We start from the raw sequence: 15782 nt of genomic DNA on the forward strand, positions 1-15782 counted from the left end.
ATTATCCAATATTAAGTCGTTATATTGAGAGTTTCATCTATAAATGAAACAAAGAATTAGTAAAAAGAACTACCAATAAGTTATATTTATATGTTTTGTAATTTATCTAAATAGTTAACATAGAATGAGATAGTAAATAAATTAACTATATTGTGATTAAAATTTAAAAAAATACAATATTACATATATTTTTGTAATTTTAAAACAAACAGAAGCTGTTATAAGGCTGAAAAAAGAAGGTTTCAGTATTGTCTCTATCGCCAAACTCATTGGAATATCAAGAAGCAGCGTTTATAGCTGTCTAAATATAAAAATATAAATTCATTATATAAACTGGTATTATATTTTTATTTATATATTCTATATATTTGTTGGTATCCAACCTTTATTTTGTGGAGTTTTTCATTATGGCACGCCCTTCCAAGAACCCTCCTTTGACTGAATTATTGGAAGGGATGGATCGTATTGAACGAAAGATGCGTGAGGCAGAAGAAGAAAAAGAAGAGCTTCGCAAGAAGCTTCTTCTTAGTGAAATACGTAATTATGCTTTCCTTGGTCGCCTGTTATGGGATCATGTCAAGGATGACCTTCATTTTAGTAATTTAGTCAAAACAATATTGAAAGAGACAAAGGAACATCGGGTATTTAGTGGTTGGAATCCTAAAGATGAGCCAATGTTTTCCTTGGATGATATTATTGATTTCAGCGTGGCAGATATTCAGTTCGGAAAAAGCGAAGAAGAGGAAGTCCCCAAAATAGACCGTAGGCGCAAAGAACATAGATCAGTTAAGCAATCATCAAGTTTATGAGAGAATGGGCATCATTACGAGTATTTTAAAAAAAGTCAGTGCTTATCCCGAGGCCGAGTATAAAATATATAATGGTATAAACAATATAAAGGAAATACTCAACCTTATTGGTCTGTAGTTTTAAAGGAAGTGTTCCTTTTTTTGAAAGGAATTGGTGTTGGGAAATAAATTTTCCCTTTTTAAGTGTTCCTTTTTTGTTCTATAAAAGAACATGATAGGAACACAAAATGATAACAATAATAAAAAAAATTGACGAGCCACTTCTTTCAAAAAAATTACCGTTCTGCACATCAGCTGTGAGGGCGGGTTTTCCGTCGCCTGCAGATGATTATCGAAACCCTGATCTTGACCTCTATGAGCATCTGATAACCCATCCCAGTGCCACATTTTTCTTGAGGGTAGAGGGGGAATCCATGCAGGGGTTTGGCATTTTCCATGACGATCTGCTTATTGTTGACCGTGCGCTAGATGCTCAATCAGGGGATATTGTGATAGCCGCTGTGGATGGGGAGTTAACGTGTAAACAGCTGGTTAAAAAAATGAGTTTTATTATCTCCAGGCCGGGCACCCTGATTATCCACTCATTTCGTTACAAAATCATGATTTTACCCTGTGGGGTGTGGTGATCTGGGCAATTCACTCTACCTATCCGGTTCGATCTGTAAAATGAATACTCAGCATTCGTGGTTGGTTCTGGTAGATGGCAACAATTTTTATGTGAGCTGTGAGCGGTTGTTCCGTCCTGATCTGAAGGGAAAATGGTGGGAGTTTTATCCAATAACGATGGCTGTGTGGTTTCTCGTTCCAACGAAATAAAACCCCACGTTAAAATGGTCATGCCAGCCTATCAGATACTGGACTCTATTAAACAGCAGGCAGTATTGTTGAGTTCTAACTACGAACTCTACGGTGATATCAGTGCCCGTGTAGTTAATACATTGAAGCAGTTTTCCAATAGAATTGAAGTTTATTCTATTGATGAGAGCTTTTTATATTTACCGGCTCTCTCACTAGAGGAGGTTAGAGGGTTTGGGCTATCTATCCGTGAAACGGTAAAGAAACACATCGGTATTCCCGTTGGTGTGGGTATTGGCACGACACACACATTGGCCAAATTTGCCAATTTTTGCGTCAAACAGTTAGAAAAATGTAACGGCGTTTGTGTTTTTGAGCCCAACAGTGAGGAAACCAAGCGTGCCATGCAGCATTTCCCAGTGGGAGAGCTGTGGGGCGTGGGTAGGAAACTGGCTCCAAAACTCGTAGCACTAGGTATCCATACGGTATGGAATTTACGAAATGCAAACCCTGTAGAAATGCGCCGCAGATTTTCGGTAGTGGTTGAAAAGATGGTCTACGAGTTGCGTGGTATTTCCTGTATTGAAATGGGAGAGGAGCATTTTCGGCAAAATATTATGACATCTCGTAGTTTTGGAAAATCTACCTCTGTTTATGAAGAATTGGCGGAGGCAGTCAGGCGTCATGCGGCCAAGGGTGGCGAAAAGCTTCGGGCCCAAAAGAGTGTGGCTAAAGCTATTATGGTTTTGCTTAAGACAAACAAGCATCGTATTGATTTACCACAATATTACTCACGCTTGGCTTGTGCCTTGCCGATACCTACAAATGATAGTCGGACAATTATCAAGACGGCTCTTGTAGCTCTACAGCGGATATATAAACCAAATTATCACTATATAAAAGCAGGGGTCATCATGATGTTGGATACAGCCCCTGTTCATGCGAGGCAAGCAAGCTTGCTGGATGCTATAGAAGTCCCAGATAAGCAAGCAGGGCAGGCGTTAATGAAGAGTATTGATGTCCTGAATAAAAAATTTGGCGGCAATACTGTAACGTTTGGCTCGTGTTCTTCCACAGCTCCATGGCAGATGCGTCGCAATAGCTGCACACCTCATTATACAACAGATTGGCGGCAACTCGCCATTGTGAAGGCTCATTAAACTTTTAATTTTCTTATAAGCAAGCAGCTGTGCTCGTACCCTACTGTTAATAACTAAGCTTTCGGGTTGGAAAAGCTAACATTATTTTCTTTTGTAGTTTCGAAAGCGAAGGTATCTTTTTCCCTGCCTTCTGATATGTATTTCATTTAAGTATCAAACTTATATAAAAATATTTTCTCATAACGGTTATAGAATTCTTTAAGCTCTTCTCGGCTATAATCAAAAAACTGCTCATAAGTTGGAATAGTAGAAAACCCAAAAGAGAGGCCGTTACAGACCTCGTTAAAAGCATCATAAATAATACCGGCTTCAAAAGCTCTTATTTTGATGGTAATAATATCGTCCAAGGTAGAATTTTTATACTGCTCAAGTATAAGGGTTAATTTTTTTTCAAGTTCCATTCCTGTTTCGTAAGGGCTCTCGTGAGAATCCTGGTGGCGGGTGTTAAATTCTTCTCCTAGTCGTTTTAGGGCTACGTGAAGCACTTTTGCACAGACCTTCAGTTCCTCCTTTGTGGCTTCAAAAGTGAAGAGGTCTTCTTTTAGTTTTGCAGTGATGAGTTTCATTATTTAGGTAATCCTAACGATCTCTTTATTCTATCAACGTTTTCAAAGTAGAAGTCTTTTTGTGTTTTAGGCCTGAAGATGGAACCTGTGAATTTTCCTGTTCTGTTGAGGCCGATAAAAATGCCCTTATTATTATCCCATATTACCATACGGTTAGGGCCATTGTAGAATTCTATACCTGGTTTGGGGTGGCCCTCCCGTATAGAATGGACCACATCTGTGACGTAGTCTTTCAGTTTTTTAGGTGTATCAAGGCCGATATCCTTAAGAGGGAATTTATCTGGCTCTTCTGTTGGATCAACTGGCTTGCCGTCCAGATGCCCGCGATTGATAGAGTGGTCAACCGTGTGGTCAATGACCTGGTCAAGGGTAGCGTTATAGCCTTGTGGGAAGCGTTCGTTAATCGAAGATGAAGATGGCTTTCTCTCTATTTTCTAATATATGTTTCATTATCATGGCTATACTTAGTTTAGGTAGATTTTTTCATAACGATCGTAGAATGCTTTAAGCTCTTCTTTGTTATACCCGATAAGTTCTTTGAGGGTAGGAACGTTAGCAAACCCGAAGGATAGACCATTACAGACCTCATTAAAAGCATCGTAAATAATACCGGCCTCGAAAAACCGGATAGTGATGGTAATAAGGTCGGGAGGAGAAACGTCTTTGTGCTCATCCAGGAGTGCTTCTAGTGTTTTGCCGAGTTCCAGTCCTGTTTCGTAAGGGTCTTCATGGGTATCTTGGTGGCGGGCACTAAATTCGTCACCTAGCCAGTCAAGGGCTAAGTGGGTTACTTTTGAGCACACTTCTAGTTCTTCTCTTGTGGTTTCGAAAGTAAGAATATCGTTTTCTTGATCTTTTAATATGCGTTTCATATTTCTATCATATGCAGTCCATATAAACTTTTTTATAATGAGCGTAGAATGTTCTAAGCTCTTCTTCGTTATATCCAATAAGCTGTTTTAGGGTAGGAGTATTCCTATATCCGAAAGAGAGGGCATTACAGACCTCATTAAAAGCATCGTAAATAATACCGGCCTCGAAAAACCGGATAGTGATGGTAATAAGGTCGGGAGGAGAAACGTCTTTGTGCGCGTCTAGAATGGCTTCCAGTTTTTTTCCGAGAACAAGACCTGTTTCATAAGGTTCCTCATGGGAATCCTGATGACGGGTATTGAATTCTTCTCCAAGCTCTTTCAATGCAAGATTCATAACCTTAGAGCATACTTCTAGCTCTTCCTTGGTGGCTTTAAAAGCGAAGGTATCTTTTTCACGGTCTTCTGATATGTATTTCATGTTTCTATCATATGCAGTCCATATAAACTTTTTTATAATGAGCGTAGAATATCCTAAGCTCTTCTTTGTTATACCCGATAAGTTCTTTGAGGGTAGGAACGTTAGCAAACCCGAAGGAGAGGCCATTACAGACCTCGTTAAAACAGGCATAGATAATACTGGCCTCTAGAAACCGTATGGTGATGATAATAGTATCGACAGGAGTATCCTCTTTGTGCTCGTTTAGGAGCGCTAGCAGCTTTTTATTGAGTCTTAACCCAGCTCTGTAGGCATCTTCAGATGTATTTTGATGACGGGTATTGAAGTCTTCATCCAGCCATTCTAGGGCCAGATGTATGACTTTAGAACAAACCTCTAACTCTTCCTTTGTGGCTTCGAAAGCGAAGGTATCTTTTTCTTGGTCTTCTGATATGTATTTCATTTAAGTATCAAACTTATATAAAAATATTTTTTTATAACGGTCGTAGAATATCCTAAGCTCTTCTTTGTTATACCCGATAAGTTCTTTGAGGGTAGGAATGTTGGCAAACCCGAAAGATAGGCCATTACAGACCTCGTTAAAAGCATCATAGATAATACCAGCTTCAAAAGCTCTTATTTTGACGGTAATAATATCTTCATCTTTATGCTCCTCCAGGAGTGTTTCCAGTTTTTTATCAAGTTCTAGGCCTGTTTCATAAGGGCTCTCATGGGTATCTTGGTGGCGGGCATCAAACTCGTCTCCTAACCAATCAAGGGCTAAGTGGGTTACTTTAGAGCAGACTTCTAACTCTTCCTTTGTGGCTTCAAAAATAAAGAGGTCTTCTTTTAGTTTTGCAGTGATGAGTTTCATTATTTAGGTAATCCTTTCAAAGTTTTCATTCTATCAACATTCTCGAAGTAGAAGCCTTTTTGTGTTTCTGGCCTGAATACGGAGCCTGTGAATTTTCCTGTTCTGTTGAGGCCAATGAATATCCCTTTATTATTATCCCATATTACCATACGGTTAGGGTCATTGTAGAATTCTATACCTGGTTTGGGGTGGCCCTCCCGTATAGAATGGACTACATCACAGATGTAGTCTTTTAGCTTTTGAGGTGTGTCAAGACCAACATCCTTGAGAGGGAATTTATCTGGTTCCTCTGTTGGATTAACAGGTTTGCCGTCCAGATGTCCGCGGTTGATAGAGTGGTCAACCGGGTGGTCGATGACCTGGCCAAGGGTAGCGTTATAGCCTTGTGGGAAGCGTTCGTTAATCGAAGATGAAGATGGCTTTCTCTCTATTTTCTAATATATGTTTCATTATCATGGCTATACTTAGTTTAGGTAGATTTTTTCATAACGATCGTAGAATGCTTTAAGCTCTTCTTTGTTATACCCGATAAGTTCTTTGAGGGTAGGAACGTTAGCAAACCCGAAGGATAGACCATTACAGACCTCATTAAAAGCATCGTAAATAATACCGGCCTCGAAAAACCGGATAGTGATGGTAATAAGGTCGGGAGGAGAAACGTCTTTGTGCTCATCCAGGAGTGCTTCTAGTGTTTTGCCGAGTTCCAGTCCTGTTTCGTAAGGGTCTTCATGGGTATCTTGGTGGCGGGCACTAAATTCGTCACCTAGCCAGTCAAGGGCTAAGTGGGTTACTTTTGAGCACACTTCTAGTTCTTCTCTTGTGGTTTCGAAAGTAAGAATATCGTTTTCTTGATCTTTTAATATGCGTTTCATATTTCTATCATATGCAGTCCATATAAACTTTTTTATAATGAGCGTAGACTGTTCTAAGTTCTTCTTTGTCATATCCTATGAGTTCTTTGAGGGGAGGAACGTTGGCAAACCCGAAGGATAGGCCATTGCAGACCTCGTTAAAACAGGCATAGATAATACTGGCCTCTAGAAACCGTATGGTGATGATAATAGTATCGACAGGAGTATCCTCTTTGTGCTCGTCTAGGAGCACTAGCAGCTTTTTATTGAGTTTCAACCCAGCTCTGTAAGCATCTTCAGATGTATTTTGATTACGGGTATTGAAGTCTTCATCCAGCCATTCTAGAGCCAGATGTATGACTTTAGTGCATACCTCTAGCTCTTCCTTGGTGGCTTCGAAAGTGAAGATATCTTTTTTTGGGTCTTCTGATATGTATTTCATTTAAGTATCAAACTTATATAAAAATATTTTCTCATAACGGTTATAGAATTCTTTAAGCTCTTCTCGGCTATAACCGGTTAGTTGTTCCAAAGATGGTGTTGTTTTACGCCCAAATGGAATACCATTACAGACCTCGTTAAAAGCATCATAGATAATACCAGCTTCAAAAGCTCTTATTTTGACGGTAATAATATCTTCATCTTTATGCTCCTCCAGGAGTGTTTCCAGTTTTTTATCAAGTTCTAGGCCTGTTTCATAAGGGCTCTCATGGGTATCTTGGTGGCGGGCATCAAACTCGTCTCCTAACCAATCAAGGGCTAAGTGGGTTACTTTAGAGCAGACTTCTAACTCTTCCTTTGTGGCTTCAAAAATAAAGAGGTCTTCTTTTAGTTTTGCAGTGATGAGTTTCATTATTTAGGTAATCCTTTCAAAGTTTTCATTCTATCAACATTCTCGAAGTAGAAGCCTTTTTGTGTTTCTGGCCTGAATACGGAGCCTGTGAATTTTCCTGTTCTGTTGAGGCCAATGAATATCCCTTTATTATTATCCCATATTACCATACGGTTAGGGTCATTGTAGAATTCTATACCTGGTTTGGGGTGGCCCTCCCGTATAGAATGGACCACATCTGTGACGTAGTCTTTCAGTTTTTTAGGTGTATCAAGGCCGATATCCTTAAGAGGGAATTTATCTGGCTCTTCTGTTGGATCAACTGGCTTTCCATCCAAATGTCCACGGTTGATAGAGTGGTCAACCGTGTGGTCAATCGCTTGGTCGACAGTGGCCTTATAGCCTTGTGGAAAGCGTTCATTAATCGAAGATGAAGATGCCCCTCTCCCTGTCTTCTGATATATGTTTCATTATCATGGCTATACTTAGTTTAGATAGATTTTTTCATAACGGTCGTAGAATATCCTAAGCTCTTCTTTGTTATACCCGATAAGTTCTTTGAGGGTAGGAACATTAGCAAACCCGAAGGAGAGGCCATTACAGACCTCGTTAAAAGCATCATAGATAATACCGGCTTCGAAGAACCGGATAGTGACGGTAATAAGGTCGGTAGGAGAAACGTCTTTGTGCACATCTAAGAGTGCTGCCAGCTTTTTATCAAGTTCTAGGCCTGTTTCGTAAGGGTCTTCATGGGTATCTTGGTGGCGGGCACTAAATTCGTCACCTAGCCAGTCAAGGGCTAAGTGGGTTACTTTTGAGCACACTTCTAGTTCTTCTCTTGTGGTTTCGAAAGTAAGAATATCGTTTTCTTGATCTTTTAATATGCGTTTCATATTTCTATCATATGCAGTCCATATAAACTTTTTTATAATGAGCGTAGACTGTTCTAAGTTCTTCTTTGTCATATCCTATGAGTTCTTTGAGGGGAGGAACGTTGGCAAACCCGAAGGATAGGCCATTGCAGACCTCGTTAAAACAGGCATAGATAATACTGGCCTCTAGAAACCGTATGGTGATGATAATAGTATCGACAGGAGTATCCTCTTTGTGCTCGTCTAGGAGCACTAGCAGCTTTTTATTGAGTTTCAACCCAGCTCTGTAAGCATCTTCAGATGTATTTTGATTACGGGTATTGAAGTCTTCATCCAGCCATTCTAGAGCCAGATGTATGACTTTAGTGCATACCTCTAGCTCTTCCTTGGTGGCTTCGAAAGTGAAGATATCTTTTTTTGGGTCTTCTGATATGTATTTCATTTAAGTATCAAACTTATATAAAAATATTTTCTCATAACGGTTATAGAATTCTTTAAGCTCTTCTCGGCTATAACCGGTTAGTTGTTCCAAAGATGGTGTTGTTTTACGCCCAAATGGAATACCATTACAGACCTCGTTAAAAGCATCATAGATAATACCAGCTTCAAAAGCTCTTATTTTGACGGTAATAATATCTTCATCTTTATGCTCCTCCAGGAGTGTTTCCAGTTTTTTATCAAGTTCTAGGCCTGTTTCATAAGGGCTCTCATGGGTATCTTGGTGGCGGGCATCAAACTCGTCTCCTAACCAATCAAGGGCTAAGTGGGTTACTTTAGAGCAGACTTCTAACTCTTCCTTTGTGGCTTCAAAAATAAAGAGGTCTTCTTTTAGTTTTGCAGTGATGAGTTTCATTATTTAGGTAATCCTTTCAAAGTTTTCATTCTATCAACATTCTCGAAGTAGAAGCCTTTTTGTGTTTCTGGCCTGAATACGGAGCCTGTGAATTTTCCTGTTCTGTTGAGGCCAATGAATATCCCTTTATTATTATCCCATATTACCATACGGTTAGGGTCATTGTAGAATTCTATACCTGGTTTGGGGTGGCCCTCCCGTATAGAATGGACCACATCTGTGACGTAGTCTTTCAGTTTTTTAGGTGTATCAAGGCCGATATCCTTAAGAGGGAATTTATCTGGCTCTTCTGTTGGATCAACTGGCTTTCCATCCAAATGTCCACGGTTGATAGAGTGGTCAACCGTGTGGTCAATCGCTTGGTCGACAGTGGCCTTATAGCCTTGTGGAAAGCGTTCATTAATCGAAGATGAAGATGCCCCTCTCCCTGTCTTCTGATATATGTTTCATTATCATGGCTATACTTAGTTTAGATAGATTTTTTCATAACGGTCGTAGAATATCCTAAGCTCTTCTTTGTTATACCCGATAAGTTCTTTGAGGGTAGGAACATTAGCAAACCCGAAGGAGAGGCCATTACAGACCTCGTTAAAAGCATCATAGATAATACCGGCTTCGAAGAACCGGATAGTGACGGTAATAAGGTCGGTAGGAGAAACGTCTTTGTGCACATCTAAGAGTGCTGCCAGCTTTTTATCAAGTTCTAGGCCTGTTTCATAAGGGCTCTCATGAGTATCTTGGTGGCGAGCATCAAACTCGTCTCCTAACCAATCAAGGGCTAAATGGGTTACTTTAGAGCACACTTCTAGCTCTTCCCTTGTGGCTTCGAAAGTAAGAATATCATTTTCTTTATCTTTTAAAATTCGTTTCATTATTTAGGTAGTCCCTGTGATTCTTTTATTTTATTAACATTCTTAAAGTAGAAATCTTTTTGTGTTTCAGGCCTGAATACGGAGCCTGTGAATTTTCCTGTTCTGTTGAGGCCAATGAATATCCCCTTATTATTGTCCCATATCACCATACGGTTGGGGCCGTTATAGTATTCTATCCCTGGTTTGGGGTGGCCCTCCCGTATAGAATGGACCACATCTGTGACGTAGTCTTTCAGTTTTTTAGGTGTATCAAGGCCAACATCCTTAAGAGGAAATTTATCTGGTTGTTCTGCTAGATTAACAGGTTTTCCATCCAGGTGTCCGCGGTTGATAGAGTGGTCAACCGTGTGGTCGATGACCTGGTCAAGGGTAGCGTTATAGCCTTGTGGGAAGCGTTCGTTATTATTTGAATCAATGGTAATATAGTCTTTTTTGCCATTGTTGCCGTTGCAGCTGAGTATTAGTCTTTAAGAATTCTTCAGAGGCATTACAGATATGCCCCAATGTTTCTAGCTAAAAAATTGAAATAAGTTTGGGTCTGTTTTTTCTTGGGGGTTTGCTGTGGGCTATGGCCTGTTAAAATAGATTTTTTCATAACTGTCAAAAAATTCCAGGAGCTCTTCACGGCTATAGCCGGAGAGCTGCTCAAGGGTTGGAATATGAGCAACTCCAAAATGGAGGCCATTACAAACTTCATTAAAAGCGTTGAAGATGATACTGGCCTCAAAAGATCTGATGGTAATGTTAAGGATGATACCCTGAGAAGAGAGATCTTTATGTTGCTCTAGAAGGGTTTTTAGTTTTTTTTCTAACACTAAACCTGTTTCATAAGGCTCCTCATCAGAAGACTGAGTGCGATCATTAAATTCTTCGCCCAACCGTTCAAGAGCAATATGCACCACTTTAAAGCACACTTCCAGCTCTTCCTTGGTGGCCTCAAAGATGAAGATATCTTTTTCTTGATCTTCTAATATAAGTTTCATTACTACTATTTTCCCTTTTTTAAATCATCAACGCGTTTAAGATAGTAACTTTTTCCTGGTTCAGGAATAAAGACCGTTCCTGGGTTTTTTCCTGATGTATTGAATACTGAAAAAATACCTTTCTCATTGTCCCAAAACAGGAAACGTTCTGAACCATCTGAACTTTTTCCAAAGAAATGTTCAATAGGGGAGTGTGGGTCTTGAACACTTTTAACCAGTGTATCAAAATACTGGGCCAGTTGCTCCTTGGTGGTAATTCCCACTGTTGAAAGGGGTTTTGTATCAATGGTACCCTTTGTACCTATACCGGTTAAATGCCCACCTTCCAAAGCATGTTCAACCCAGCTTGCAACAAAATCTTCCTTAAGGACTAAGGCACCCTTTTTAGTAAGAATTTCAGTTCCCCCTTTTGTAAACAGCTCATGCAGGGTGGACTGCATGTAAACCTGCACCCTGTTTTCAAGGAGATCTGCACCTCCTTTCATGTTTTGTAGGAGCTTTGCCCCCACAAACTCTGGCAGTGTTAGAAGCTCTCCATCCCCTGTATTGACCAGAGCCAGTGCTGCAAACAAGGCAAAGTCCTGTGGTGTGGTTGGAATGGGGTTAAGAAGGTCAAAAAGGGTTTTTCCAACGGAGAGGACATGGTTAAAGTAATCACGAGCACCCGCTAATGCTGTATTGAGGGTGGTTTTTGCTTTTTCAGGATTTTCATTAGCAAGGCGATTAAAACTCTGAAATTCATAAGCCTGATTGATAAGAAATGATTTTCCTTGTTCTAATTCAATCTGGGAGGCATTACGGCCAAAGTGATTCTGAGCAAAATCATTAATAACACGCGTTACTTCTGGCAGGTTTTTAATATCAGAAAAGACACTATTTATATTTTGTCCATTGGTCAGGTTGTTCTGATAGTTTGTTAAAAGTGAAGGTGTTATAGTGTTGCCTGTCGCAAGAAGATAGGTGTTGCTAATATAGCTGGTGGTATCATCGCTAAAGGCGATACCATGGCGGATATCCTTAAGACTGGATGTGGCATTATCTCTTAGCCATTGTTGAAGATCGTTAATGGCTTGTTGAGTTTGTTGTGGAAGTTCGTTGTCCCAGCCCTGAAAATCGACAATCCAGGATTTAATCTGTGATTTTATGGAATCACTGTTTTCATTAACAATCTGCTGAGCAATTTTTTGGTAATTACTATTACCTTTTTCTATATCCTGAATAAAGGATTCAATAAATGTTCGCTCTTTACTTCCAGGAGTAAGGTTGGGCAACCTGCCCAGTTTGTTTAGATAGAGATCGCTATAAACACTGTGATCAACGGCATAGACAGTGAATTCATTAAGGATTTTGTCATAGGTTGAACTGCCATTTCCGATATGATTAGCCCAGTCCTTTACGGTTGTGGAATAGTCAGAATCTGTAGGCCCATAACCTCTTACGTTGGTAATAATAGTATCGTAATTATGGTTGTTATAAGCGAGATTGGCGAGACCTTGCCGTGCATCAGCATAGGTGGCTTTACCAGCACCGATATTGTTTCTCCAGCCTATTTCTACCCCGTTTTCATCGTGGATTTCTGCATAGGTTGGCTCACGACCTAACACATCACGGATGACTTGATCATAGATATGGTTGTTATAAGCGAGATTGGCGAGACCTTGCCGTGCATCAGCATAGGTGGCTTTACCAGCACCGATATTGTTTCTCCAGCCTATTTCTACCCCGTTTTCATCGTGGATTTCTGCATAGGTTGGCTCACGACCTAACACATCACGGATGACTTGATCATAGATATGGTTGTTATAAGCGAGATTGGCGAGACCTTGCCGTGCATCAGCATAGGTGGCTTTACCAGCACCGATATTGTTTCTCCAGCCTATTTCTACCCCGTTTTCATCGTGGATTTCTGCATAGGTTGGCTCACGACCTAACACATCACGGATGACTTGATCATAGATATGGTTGTTATAAGCGAGATTGGCGAGACCTTGCCGTGCATCAGCATAGGTGGCTTTACCAGCACCGATATTGTTTCTCCAGCCTATTTCCACTCCGTTTTCGTCATGGATTTCGGCATAGGTTGGCTCACGACCTAATACGTCACGGATGATTTGATGATATTTCCCATTATTATACATGATATTGACGAGATCAGAACGGGCTTTAGAGAGGTCATAGTCATAGAATTTGGCCATGCCATCTTCTGTGATACGGATCCAGTCCAGATCCTGTGTGGGGCCGGAAACAGTTCCACCGTAGGTCCAAAATAGGTCATGAAGCGCATTGGTGGTTTGGTCTGCGTGGGCAATCCAGTTTCTGACTGTAAAAACGTTATCGATTTTTCCATCGGCCATCAGCTGCTGAATAGCTTGAACCCAGTCTTGTGTTGGAGCAGGGAGGGTATCTACCCCTTGCAGAGATGTTATATAGCCAGAGATAAGAGATTTTGTTTGGTTAGATTGGGCAATCCAGTTACGAATAGTATAGACGTTATCAATTTGTCCATTCCCTAACTGGTCTTGAACCGTTGATATCCATCCTTCTGATCCTGGGTCTAGAGAAGTGGTAATACCCTGAAAATTATGAATATATTTTGCAATAATATCATGGGTTTCAGAAGAATGGGCTATCGTATTTCTGATATCATTCATACTGTTAATTGTTTTGTTCGCTAGGCCATTCTGATAGCCTGTTATAAGCTGCTGTTGTTGTTCAGACAGTGGGCCCGTAATATCTTCGAAGTTTCGTAAGTAATGTTCAATGGGCGTAGAGGTTTGAGAATTATAGATAAGCCAGTTTCTTACCGTTTCTACAGTAATACTGTGGTCATTAATCATGAGGGCTACAACCTGTCTGTTCCAGTTTACAACAGAGTCAGGCAGTGGCCGGTAACGCCCCTGAATATCAACTTCTAATTGTTCAAGGTTTTTAAGGGTATTGTCATCAACGATAATGGCATTGAGGATATCATTATGGGTTACGTCACCTGTTGTTGGGTCTCCGTTGAACTTGATGGCATCAATGGCATTATTGATCGCTGTATCCATTTCTGTGGTTAAGATGCTGATGCCCCAATATTGTTGCATATCAACAGCGAATACATCGTGGAGAAAGGGACGAATACTATCAATCCATTCCTCACGAAGGTTTTGCAGACTTTTGTCCGTATTGTGGTGTGTTAACACCTCATACATACCCTGAAACCATTGGGCATCTGCTTGGGAAACATCTCGTCCAAGAACATCTTTAAAGGTTCTGACTATATCATTGTAAACATCCTGTCGTGGGTAAGAAGAGGGTATGATATCAGGGTTATCACGGTGCTTGTAACCGCCAAATTCTTTATATCCACCGCCAAACAGGCTCCCAATGGCCTTAAAGATTGAAGTAAACGGCTTAACAATATCCTTAACAATGTGCCATGGATGAATGACAAGATCTATGGTTTCATTAAAAATCTGCTTAATCGTACGGATAGGGTGTTCTATTGTTGATATAGGATGAAAAAGAGCGCGGTCAATAAGTTTGTTAATTGGGTTGATGTAGGAAAGGGGATCGATAAAGGAACTTATGGAATTACCAATATCAACACCACCGCCATTATAAATGGATCCATTATCTAACGAGCGTGCCATTCTGCGATGAGGAACAAGAGATGCAGCAGGTTGATCTTGATCAACCCTTGTTAGAGGAGAGAGGCTTTGCTCTACCAAGGCTTTTTGTGTGCTGTCTGTGGTAACAGGATAGTATTGAAAAAATTCAGACTGGGATAAATTAGGCTGGGCAGAAGAAGAGGCTTCCGTTGTATTTTTAGGAATAAGGGAAGAAGCGAGAGTATCAACGCCTTTAAATATGGGAAGGGCTGGATTAGACTTGCTAGAGTTTTGTAACAGTTCGTTTGTATTTCCCTGAACTGTTCTGGACCAGTCTATGATATTGGCATCAGGATTACTCTGATGCAGAGAAATAAGAGCATTTTGTAAAGGCAGAAGGGCATCAACACGTGACAGCACGGAAGAGTGCATGACGTCAGCCATAAGCTTTCCGTAAACGTCTTCTATAATTTGCTCTACGGTTGTATTTTGTTGGGTAGCTTGAGCAATCAGACGGATATTACTACCAACATTAATGCTATGGAGGACGTAGTCGTCTACGGCAGAAATAACGCTACTATATAGTCCTTTATTTTGAGCAATACTTTGGTCATTCCTGGAAAGGATATTCACCAGATTATGAAAATTTTCTAATGTATCATTCATGTTTATTTTAATCCTTAGGGGTGAAATAAATGCATATCTGAAACAATAACCAAACAATTGTATTTTTTAAAAATTAATTAATTATGTGATGGGATTTATTTTATTTTTACTAACAGAAATAACACAGTAACAGGCCAACACTTTCGTATTGGCCATTTTCATAAGCAAACAGGAAGGGGCTGCGCCCCCCTCGCTGTCAATACCCAGGCCTTCGGTGGAAGAGGCAAACCGTGGCTCACTGCGTTGCGCCCGCACCATTTGCCTCTTCCAGATAGTGACAGCTTCCCCCGCTCATTGCCGCATGGCTAGTTCCGAAAAGCATGGCGCTTTTCAGAAATACCAATCAAGGAAAGCAGGCCAGAACAAACAGTCAGCTTTTTTAAAGGAACTAAATCATGAGTTTAAATTGTGTTCAGATTATTGGCCGTATGGGTAAGGAGCCTGTTATTCGTCAGGCTTCAAACGGGAAGAGATTTGCAACATTTTCTTTAGCAACCGGCAGTAAATACGAAAAAGACGGGAAAGAACATGACACTACCCAATGGCACGAAGTTGTCGTCTGGAATGAGTTTTTCGTAAACCAGACTGAAGAGAGGGGAAAGAAAGGGGTTCTGGTTTCTCTTGAAGGGGAGCTTTCCTATTCGGATTACACAGATGAGAAGGGTGTTTCTCATAAAACCGTATCAATTGCTGTCAGACGTTTTCCGCACAGTATTTCTTTTCTTCAGGCTACTGGAAAGAAAAGCGAGAACGATAGCTCAGAAAATCCATGGTAAGGCAGAGAGTTTTTGAGAAGATAGCTATT

General features: G+C 40.4%; 23 protein-coding genes. 6 read left to right on the top strand and 17 right to left on the bottom strand.

Annotated elements, in window-relative coordinates:
* Window positions 1-220 precede the first annotated feature (220 nt).
* From JGUZn3_RS12910 to JGUZn3_RS06005, 4 genes are all read left to right on the top strand, one after another.
* Window positions 221-319 (top strand): helix-turn-helix domain-containing protein, encoded by a 99-nt coding sequence (locus JGUZn3_RS12910; RefSeq protein ID WP_408871770.1) that lies wholly within the window; start codon window positions 221-223, stop codon window positions 317-319.
* Between the two features lie 88 nt (window positions 320-407).
* Window positions 408-809: a hypothetical protein gene (locus JGUZn3_RS05995; protein ID WP_203412686.1), complete on the top strand. Its 402-nt coding sequence runs from the start codon at window positions 408-410 to the stop codon at window positions 807-809.
* Between the two features lie 227 nt (window positions 810-1036).
* Window positions 1037-1435, top strand: coding sequence for a LexA family protein (locus tag JGUZn3_RS06000; RefSeq protein WP_203412687.1), 399 nt, complete (start codon window positions 1037-1039; stop codon window positions 1433-1435).
* A 132-nt stretch (window positions 1436-1567) separates the two neighbouring features.
* On the top strand, window positions 1568-2764 hold the full coding sequence (locus JGUZn3_RS06005) for a Y-family DNA polymerase (protein WP_203412688.1): 1197 nt from the start codon (window positions 1568-1570) through the stop codon (window positions 2762-2764).
* A 146-nt stretch (window positions 2765-2910) separates the two neighbouring features.
* Here JGUZn3_RS06005 and JGUZn3_RS06010 read toward each other — a convergent pair whose 3' ends face one another.
* Window positions 2911-3330: a hypothetical protein gene (locus JGUZn3_RS06010; protein WP_203412689.1), complete on the bottom strand. Its 420-nt coding sequence runs from the start codon at window positions 3328-3330 to the stop codon at window positions 2911-2913.
* 59 nt (window positions 3331-3389) lie between these two features.
* On the opposite strand from JGUZn3_RS06010, the gene JGUZn3_RS06015 reads away from it, so the two are divergent.
* Window positions 3390-3743 (top strand): hypothetical protein, encoded by a 354-nt coding sequence (locus JGUZn3_RS06015; protein WP_203412690.1) that lies wholly within the window; start codon window positions 3390-3392, stop codon window positions 3741-3743.
* Window positions 3744-3794: 51 nt separating this feature from the next.
* Here JGUZn3_RS06015 and JGUZn3_RS06020 read toward each other — a convergent pair whose 3' ends face one another.
* The 16 genes from JGUZn3_RS06020 to JGUZn3_RS06095 all read right to left on the bottom strand — a co-directional run bounded on the left by JGUZn3_RS06020 (window position 3795) and on the right by JGUZn3_RS06095 (window position 15235).
* The gene (locus tag JGUZn3_RS06020) at window positions 3795-4202 is read right to left on the bottom strand and encodes a hypothetical protein (protein ID WP_203412691.1); all 408 of its coding nucleotides are present in this window, start codon (window positions 4200-4202) and stop codon (window positions 3795-3797) included.
* Between the two features lie 7 nt (window positions 4203-4209).
* Window positions 4210-4623, bottom strand: coding sequence for a hypothetical protein (locus tag JGUZn3_RS06025; RefSeq protein ID WP_203412692.1), 414 nt, complete (start codon window positions 4621-4623; stop codon window positions 4210-4212).
* A 7-nt stretch (window positions 4624-4630) separates the two neighbouring features.
* Window positions 4631-5044, bottom strand: coding sequence for a hypothetical protein (locus JGUZn3_RS06030; RefSeq protein ID WP_203412693.1), 414 nt, complete (start codon window positions 5042-5044; stop codon window positions 4631-4633).
* Complete coding sequence (locus tag JGUZn3_RS06035) at window positions 5045-5455, bottom strand: hypothetical protein (protein WP_203412694.1); 411 nt, start codon at window positions 5453-5455, stop codon at window positions 5045-5047.
* 464 nt (window positions 5456-5919) lie between these two features.
* Window positions 5920-6327 (bottom strand): hypothetical protein, encoded by a 408-nt coding sequence (locus JGUZn3_RS06040; RefSeq protein ID WP_203412691.1) that lies wholly within the window; start codon window positions 6325-6327, stop codon window positions 5920-5922.
* Window positions 6328-6334: 7 nt separating this feature from the next.
* On the bottom strand, window positions 6335-6748 hold the full coding sequence (locus JGUZn3_RS06045) for a hypothetical protein (protein ID WP_203412695.1): 414 nt from the start codon (window positions 6746-6748) through the stop codon (window positions 6335-6337).
* On the bottom strand, window positions 6749-7159 hold the full coding sequence (locus JGUZn3_RS06050; RefSeq protein ID WP_203412696.1) for a hypothetical protein: 411 nt from the start codon (window positions 7157-7159) through the stop codon (window positions 6749-6751).
* Window positions 7159-7476, bottom strand: a complete 318-nt coding sequence (locus JGUZn3_RS06055) for a hypothetical protein (RefSeq protein WP_203412697.1) — start codon at window positions 7474-7476, stop codon at window positions 7159-7161. Before JGUZn3_RS06055 ends, JGUZn3_RS06050 begins: the two co-directional genes overlap by 1 nt.
* Window positions 7477-7623: 147 nt before the next feature.
* Entirely contained in the window at window positions 7624-8031 is a 408-nt protein-coding gene (locus tag JGUZn3_RS06060) for a hypothetical protein (protein WP_203412698.1), read from the bottom strand.
* Between the two features lie 7 nt (window positions 8032-8038).
* Window positions 8039-8452 (bottom strand): hypothetical protein, encoded by a 414-nt coding sequence (locus JGUZn3_RS06065; RefSeq protein WP_203412695.1) that lies wholly within the window; start codon window positions 8450-8452, stop codon window positions 8039-8041.
* Window positions 8453-8863: a hypothetical protein gene (locus JGUZn3_RS06070; protein ID WP_203412696.1), complete on the bottom strand. Its 411-nt coding sequence runs from the start codon at window positions 8861-8863 to the stop codon at window positions 8453-8455. It lies immediately after the preceding gene.
* Window positions 8863-9180 carry a hypothetical protein gene (locus JGUZn3_RS06075; protein WP_203412697.1) on the bottom strand — a complete coding sequence of 106 codons (318 nt, stop codon included), beginning with the start codon at window positions 9178-9180 and terminating at the stop codon, window positions 8863-8865. Before JGUZn3_RS06075 ends, JGUZn3_RS06070 begins: the two co-directional genes overlap by 1 nt.
* Window positions 9181-9327: 147 nt before the next feature.
* A complete protein-coding gene (locus tag JGUZn3_RS06080; protein WP_203412699.1) occupies window positions 9328-9735 on the bottom strand; it encodes a hypothetical protein in 408 nt (135 codons plus the stop codon).
* A gap of 566 nt (window positions 9736-10301) precedes the next feature.
* Entirely contained in the window at window positions 10302-10718 is a 417-nt protein-coding gene (locus JGUZn3_RS06085; protein WP_203412700.1) for a hypothetical protein, read from the bottom strand.
* 5 nt (window positions 10719-10723) lie between these two features.
* Window positions 10724-14977, bottom strand: a complete 4254-nt coding sequence (locus JGUZn3_RS06090) for a hypothetical protein (protein WP_203412701.1) — start codon at window positions 14975-14977, stop codon at window positions 10724-10726.
* 81 nt (window positions 14978-15058) lie between these two features.
* Window positions 15059-15235 (bottom strand): hypothetical protein, encoded by a 177-nt coding sequence (locus JGUZn3_RS06095; RefSeq protein ID WP_203412702.1) that lies wholly within the window; start codon window positions 15233-15235, stop codon window positions 15059-15061.
* A gap of 137 nt (window positions 15236-15372) precedes the next feature.
* On the opposite strand from JGUZn3_RS06095, the gene JGUZn3_RS06100 reads away from it, so the two are divergent.
* Window positions 15373-15753, top strand: coding sequence for a single-stranded DNA-binding protein (locus JGUZn3_RS06100; RefSeq protein WP_203412703.1), 381 nt, complete (start codon window positions 15373-15375; stop codon window positions 15751-15753).
* The last annotated feature ends 29 nt before the right edge of the window (window positions 15754-15782 follow it).

The organism is Entomobacter blattae, from assembly GCF_014672835.1.
GTDB lineage: Bacteria > Pseudomonadota > Alphaproteobacteria > Acetobacterales > Acetobacteraceae > Entomobacter > Entomobacter blattae.

What these genes read in the sequence shown, in the direction of transcription:
- JGUZn3_RS05995 (WP_203412686.1), top strand. Translation starts at nt 408, where the DNA reads ATGGCACGCCCTTCCAAGAACCCTCCTTTGACTGAATTATTGGAAGGG.
- JGUZn3_RS06000 (WP_203412687.1), top strand. Translation starts at nt 1,037, where the DNA reads ATGATAACAATAATAAAAAAAATTGACGAGCCACTTCTTTCAAAAAAA.
- JGUZn3_RS06005 (WP_203412688.1), top strand. Translation starts at nt 1,568, where the DNA reads ATGGTGGGAGTTTTATCCAATAACGATGGCTGTGTGGTTTCTCGTTCC.
- JGUZn3_RS06010 (WP_203412689.1), bottom strand. Translation starts at nt 3,330, where the DNA reads ATGAAACTCATCACTGCAAAACTAAAAGAAGACCTCTTCACTTTTGAA.
- JGUZn3_RS06020 (WP_203412691.1), bottom strand. Translation starts at nt 4,202, where the DNA reads ATGAAACGCATATTAAAAGATCAAGAAAACGATATTCTTACTTTCGAA.
- JGUZn3_RS06025 (WP_203412692.1), bottom strand. Translation starts at nt 4,623, where the DNA reads ATGAAATACATATCAGAAGACCGTGAAAAAGATACCTTCGCTTTTAAA.
- JGUZn3_RS06030 (WP_203412693.1), bottom strand. Translation starts at nt 5,044, where the DNA reads ATGAAATACATATCAGAAGACCAAGAAAAAGATACCTTCGCTTTCGAA.
- JGUZn3_RS06035 (WP_203412694.1), bottom strand. Translation starts at nt 5,455, where the DNA reads ATGAAACTCATCACTGCAAAACTAAAAGAAGACCTCTTTATTTTTGAA.
- JGUZn3_RS06040 (WP_203412691.1), bottom strand. Translation starts at nt 6,327, where the DNA reads ATGAAACGCATATTAAAAGATCAAGAAAACGATATTCTTACTTTCGAA.
- JGUZn3_RS06045 (WP_203412695.1), bottom strand. Translation starts at nt 6,748, where the DNA reads ATGAAATACATATCAGAAGACCCAAAAAAAGATATCTTCACTTTCGAA.
- JGUZn3_RS06050 (WP_203412696.1), bottom strand. Translation starts at nt 7,159, where the DNA reads ATGAAACTCATCACTGCAAAACTAAAAGAAGACCTCTTTATTTTTGAA.
- JGUZn3_RS06060 (WP_203412698.1), bottom strand. Translation starts at nt 8,031, where the DNA reads ATGAAACGCATATTAAAAGATCAAGAAAACGATATTCTTACTTTCGAA.
- JGUZn3_RS06065 (WP_203412695.1), bottom strand. Translation starts at nt 8,452, where the DNA reads ATGAAATACATATCAGAAGACCCAAAAAAAGATATCTTCACTTTCGAA.
- JGUZn3_RS06070 (WP_203412696.1), bottom strand. Translation starts at nt 8,863, where the DNA reads ATGAAACTCATCACTGCAAAACTAAAAGAAGACCTCTTTATTTTTGAA.
- JGUZn3_RS06080 (WP_203412699.1), bottom strand. Translation starts at nt 9,735, where the DNA reads ATGAAACGAATTTTAAAAGATAAAGAAAATGATATTCTTACTTTCGAA.
- JGUZn3_RS06085 (WP_203412700.1), bottom strand. Translation starts at nt 10,718, where the DNA reads ATGAAACTTATATTAGAAGATCAAGAAAAAGATATCTTCATCTTTGAG.
- JGUZn3_RS06090 (WP_203412701.1), bottom strand. Translation starts at nt 14,977, where the DNA reads ATGAATGATACATTAGAAAATTTTCATAATCTGGTGAATATCCTTTCC.
- JGUZn3_RS06095 (WP_203412702.1), bottom strand. Translation starts at nt 15,235, where the DNA reads ATGGTGCGGGCGCAACGCAGTGAGCCACGGTTTGCCTCTTCCACCGAA.
- JGUZn3_RS06100 (WP_203412703.1), top strand. Translation starts at nt 15,373, where the DNA reads ATGAGTTTAAATTGTGTTCAGATTATTGGCCGTATGGGTAAGGAGCCT.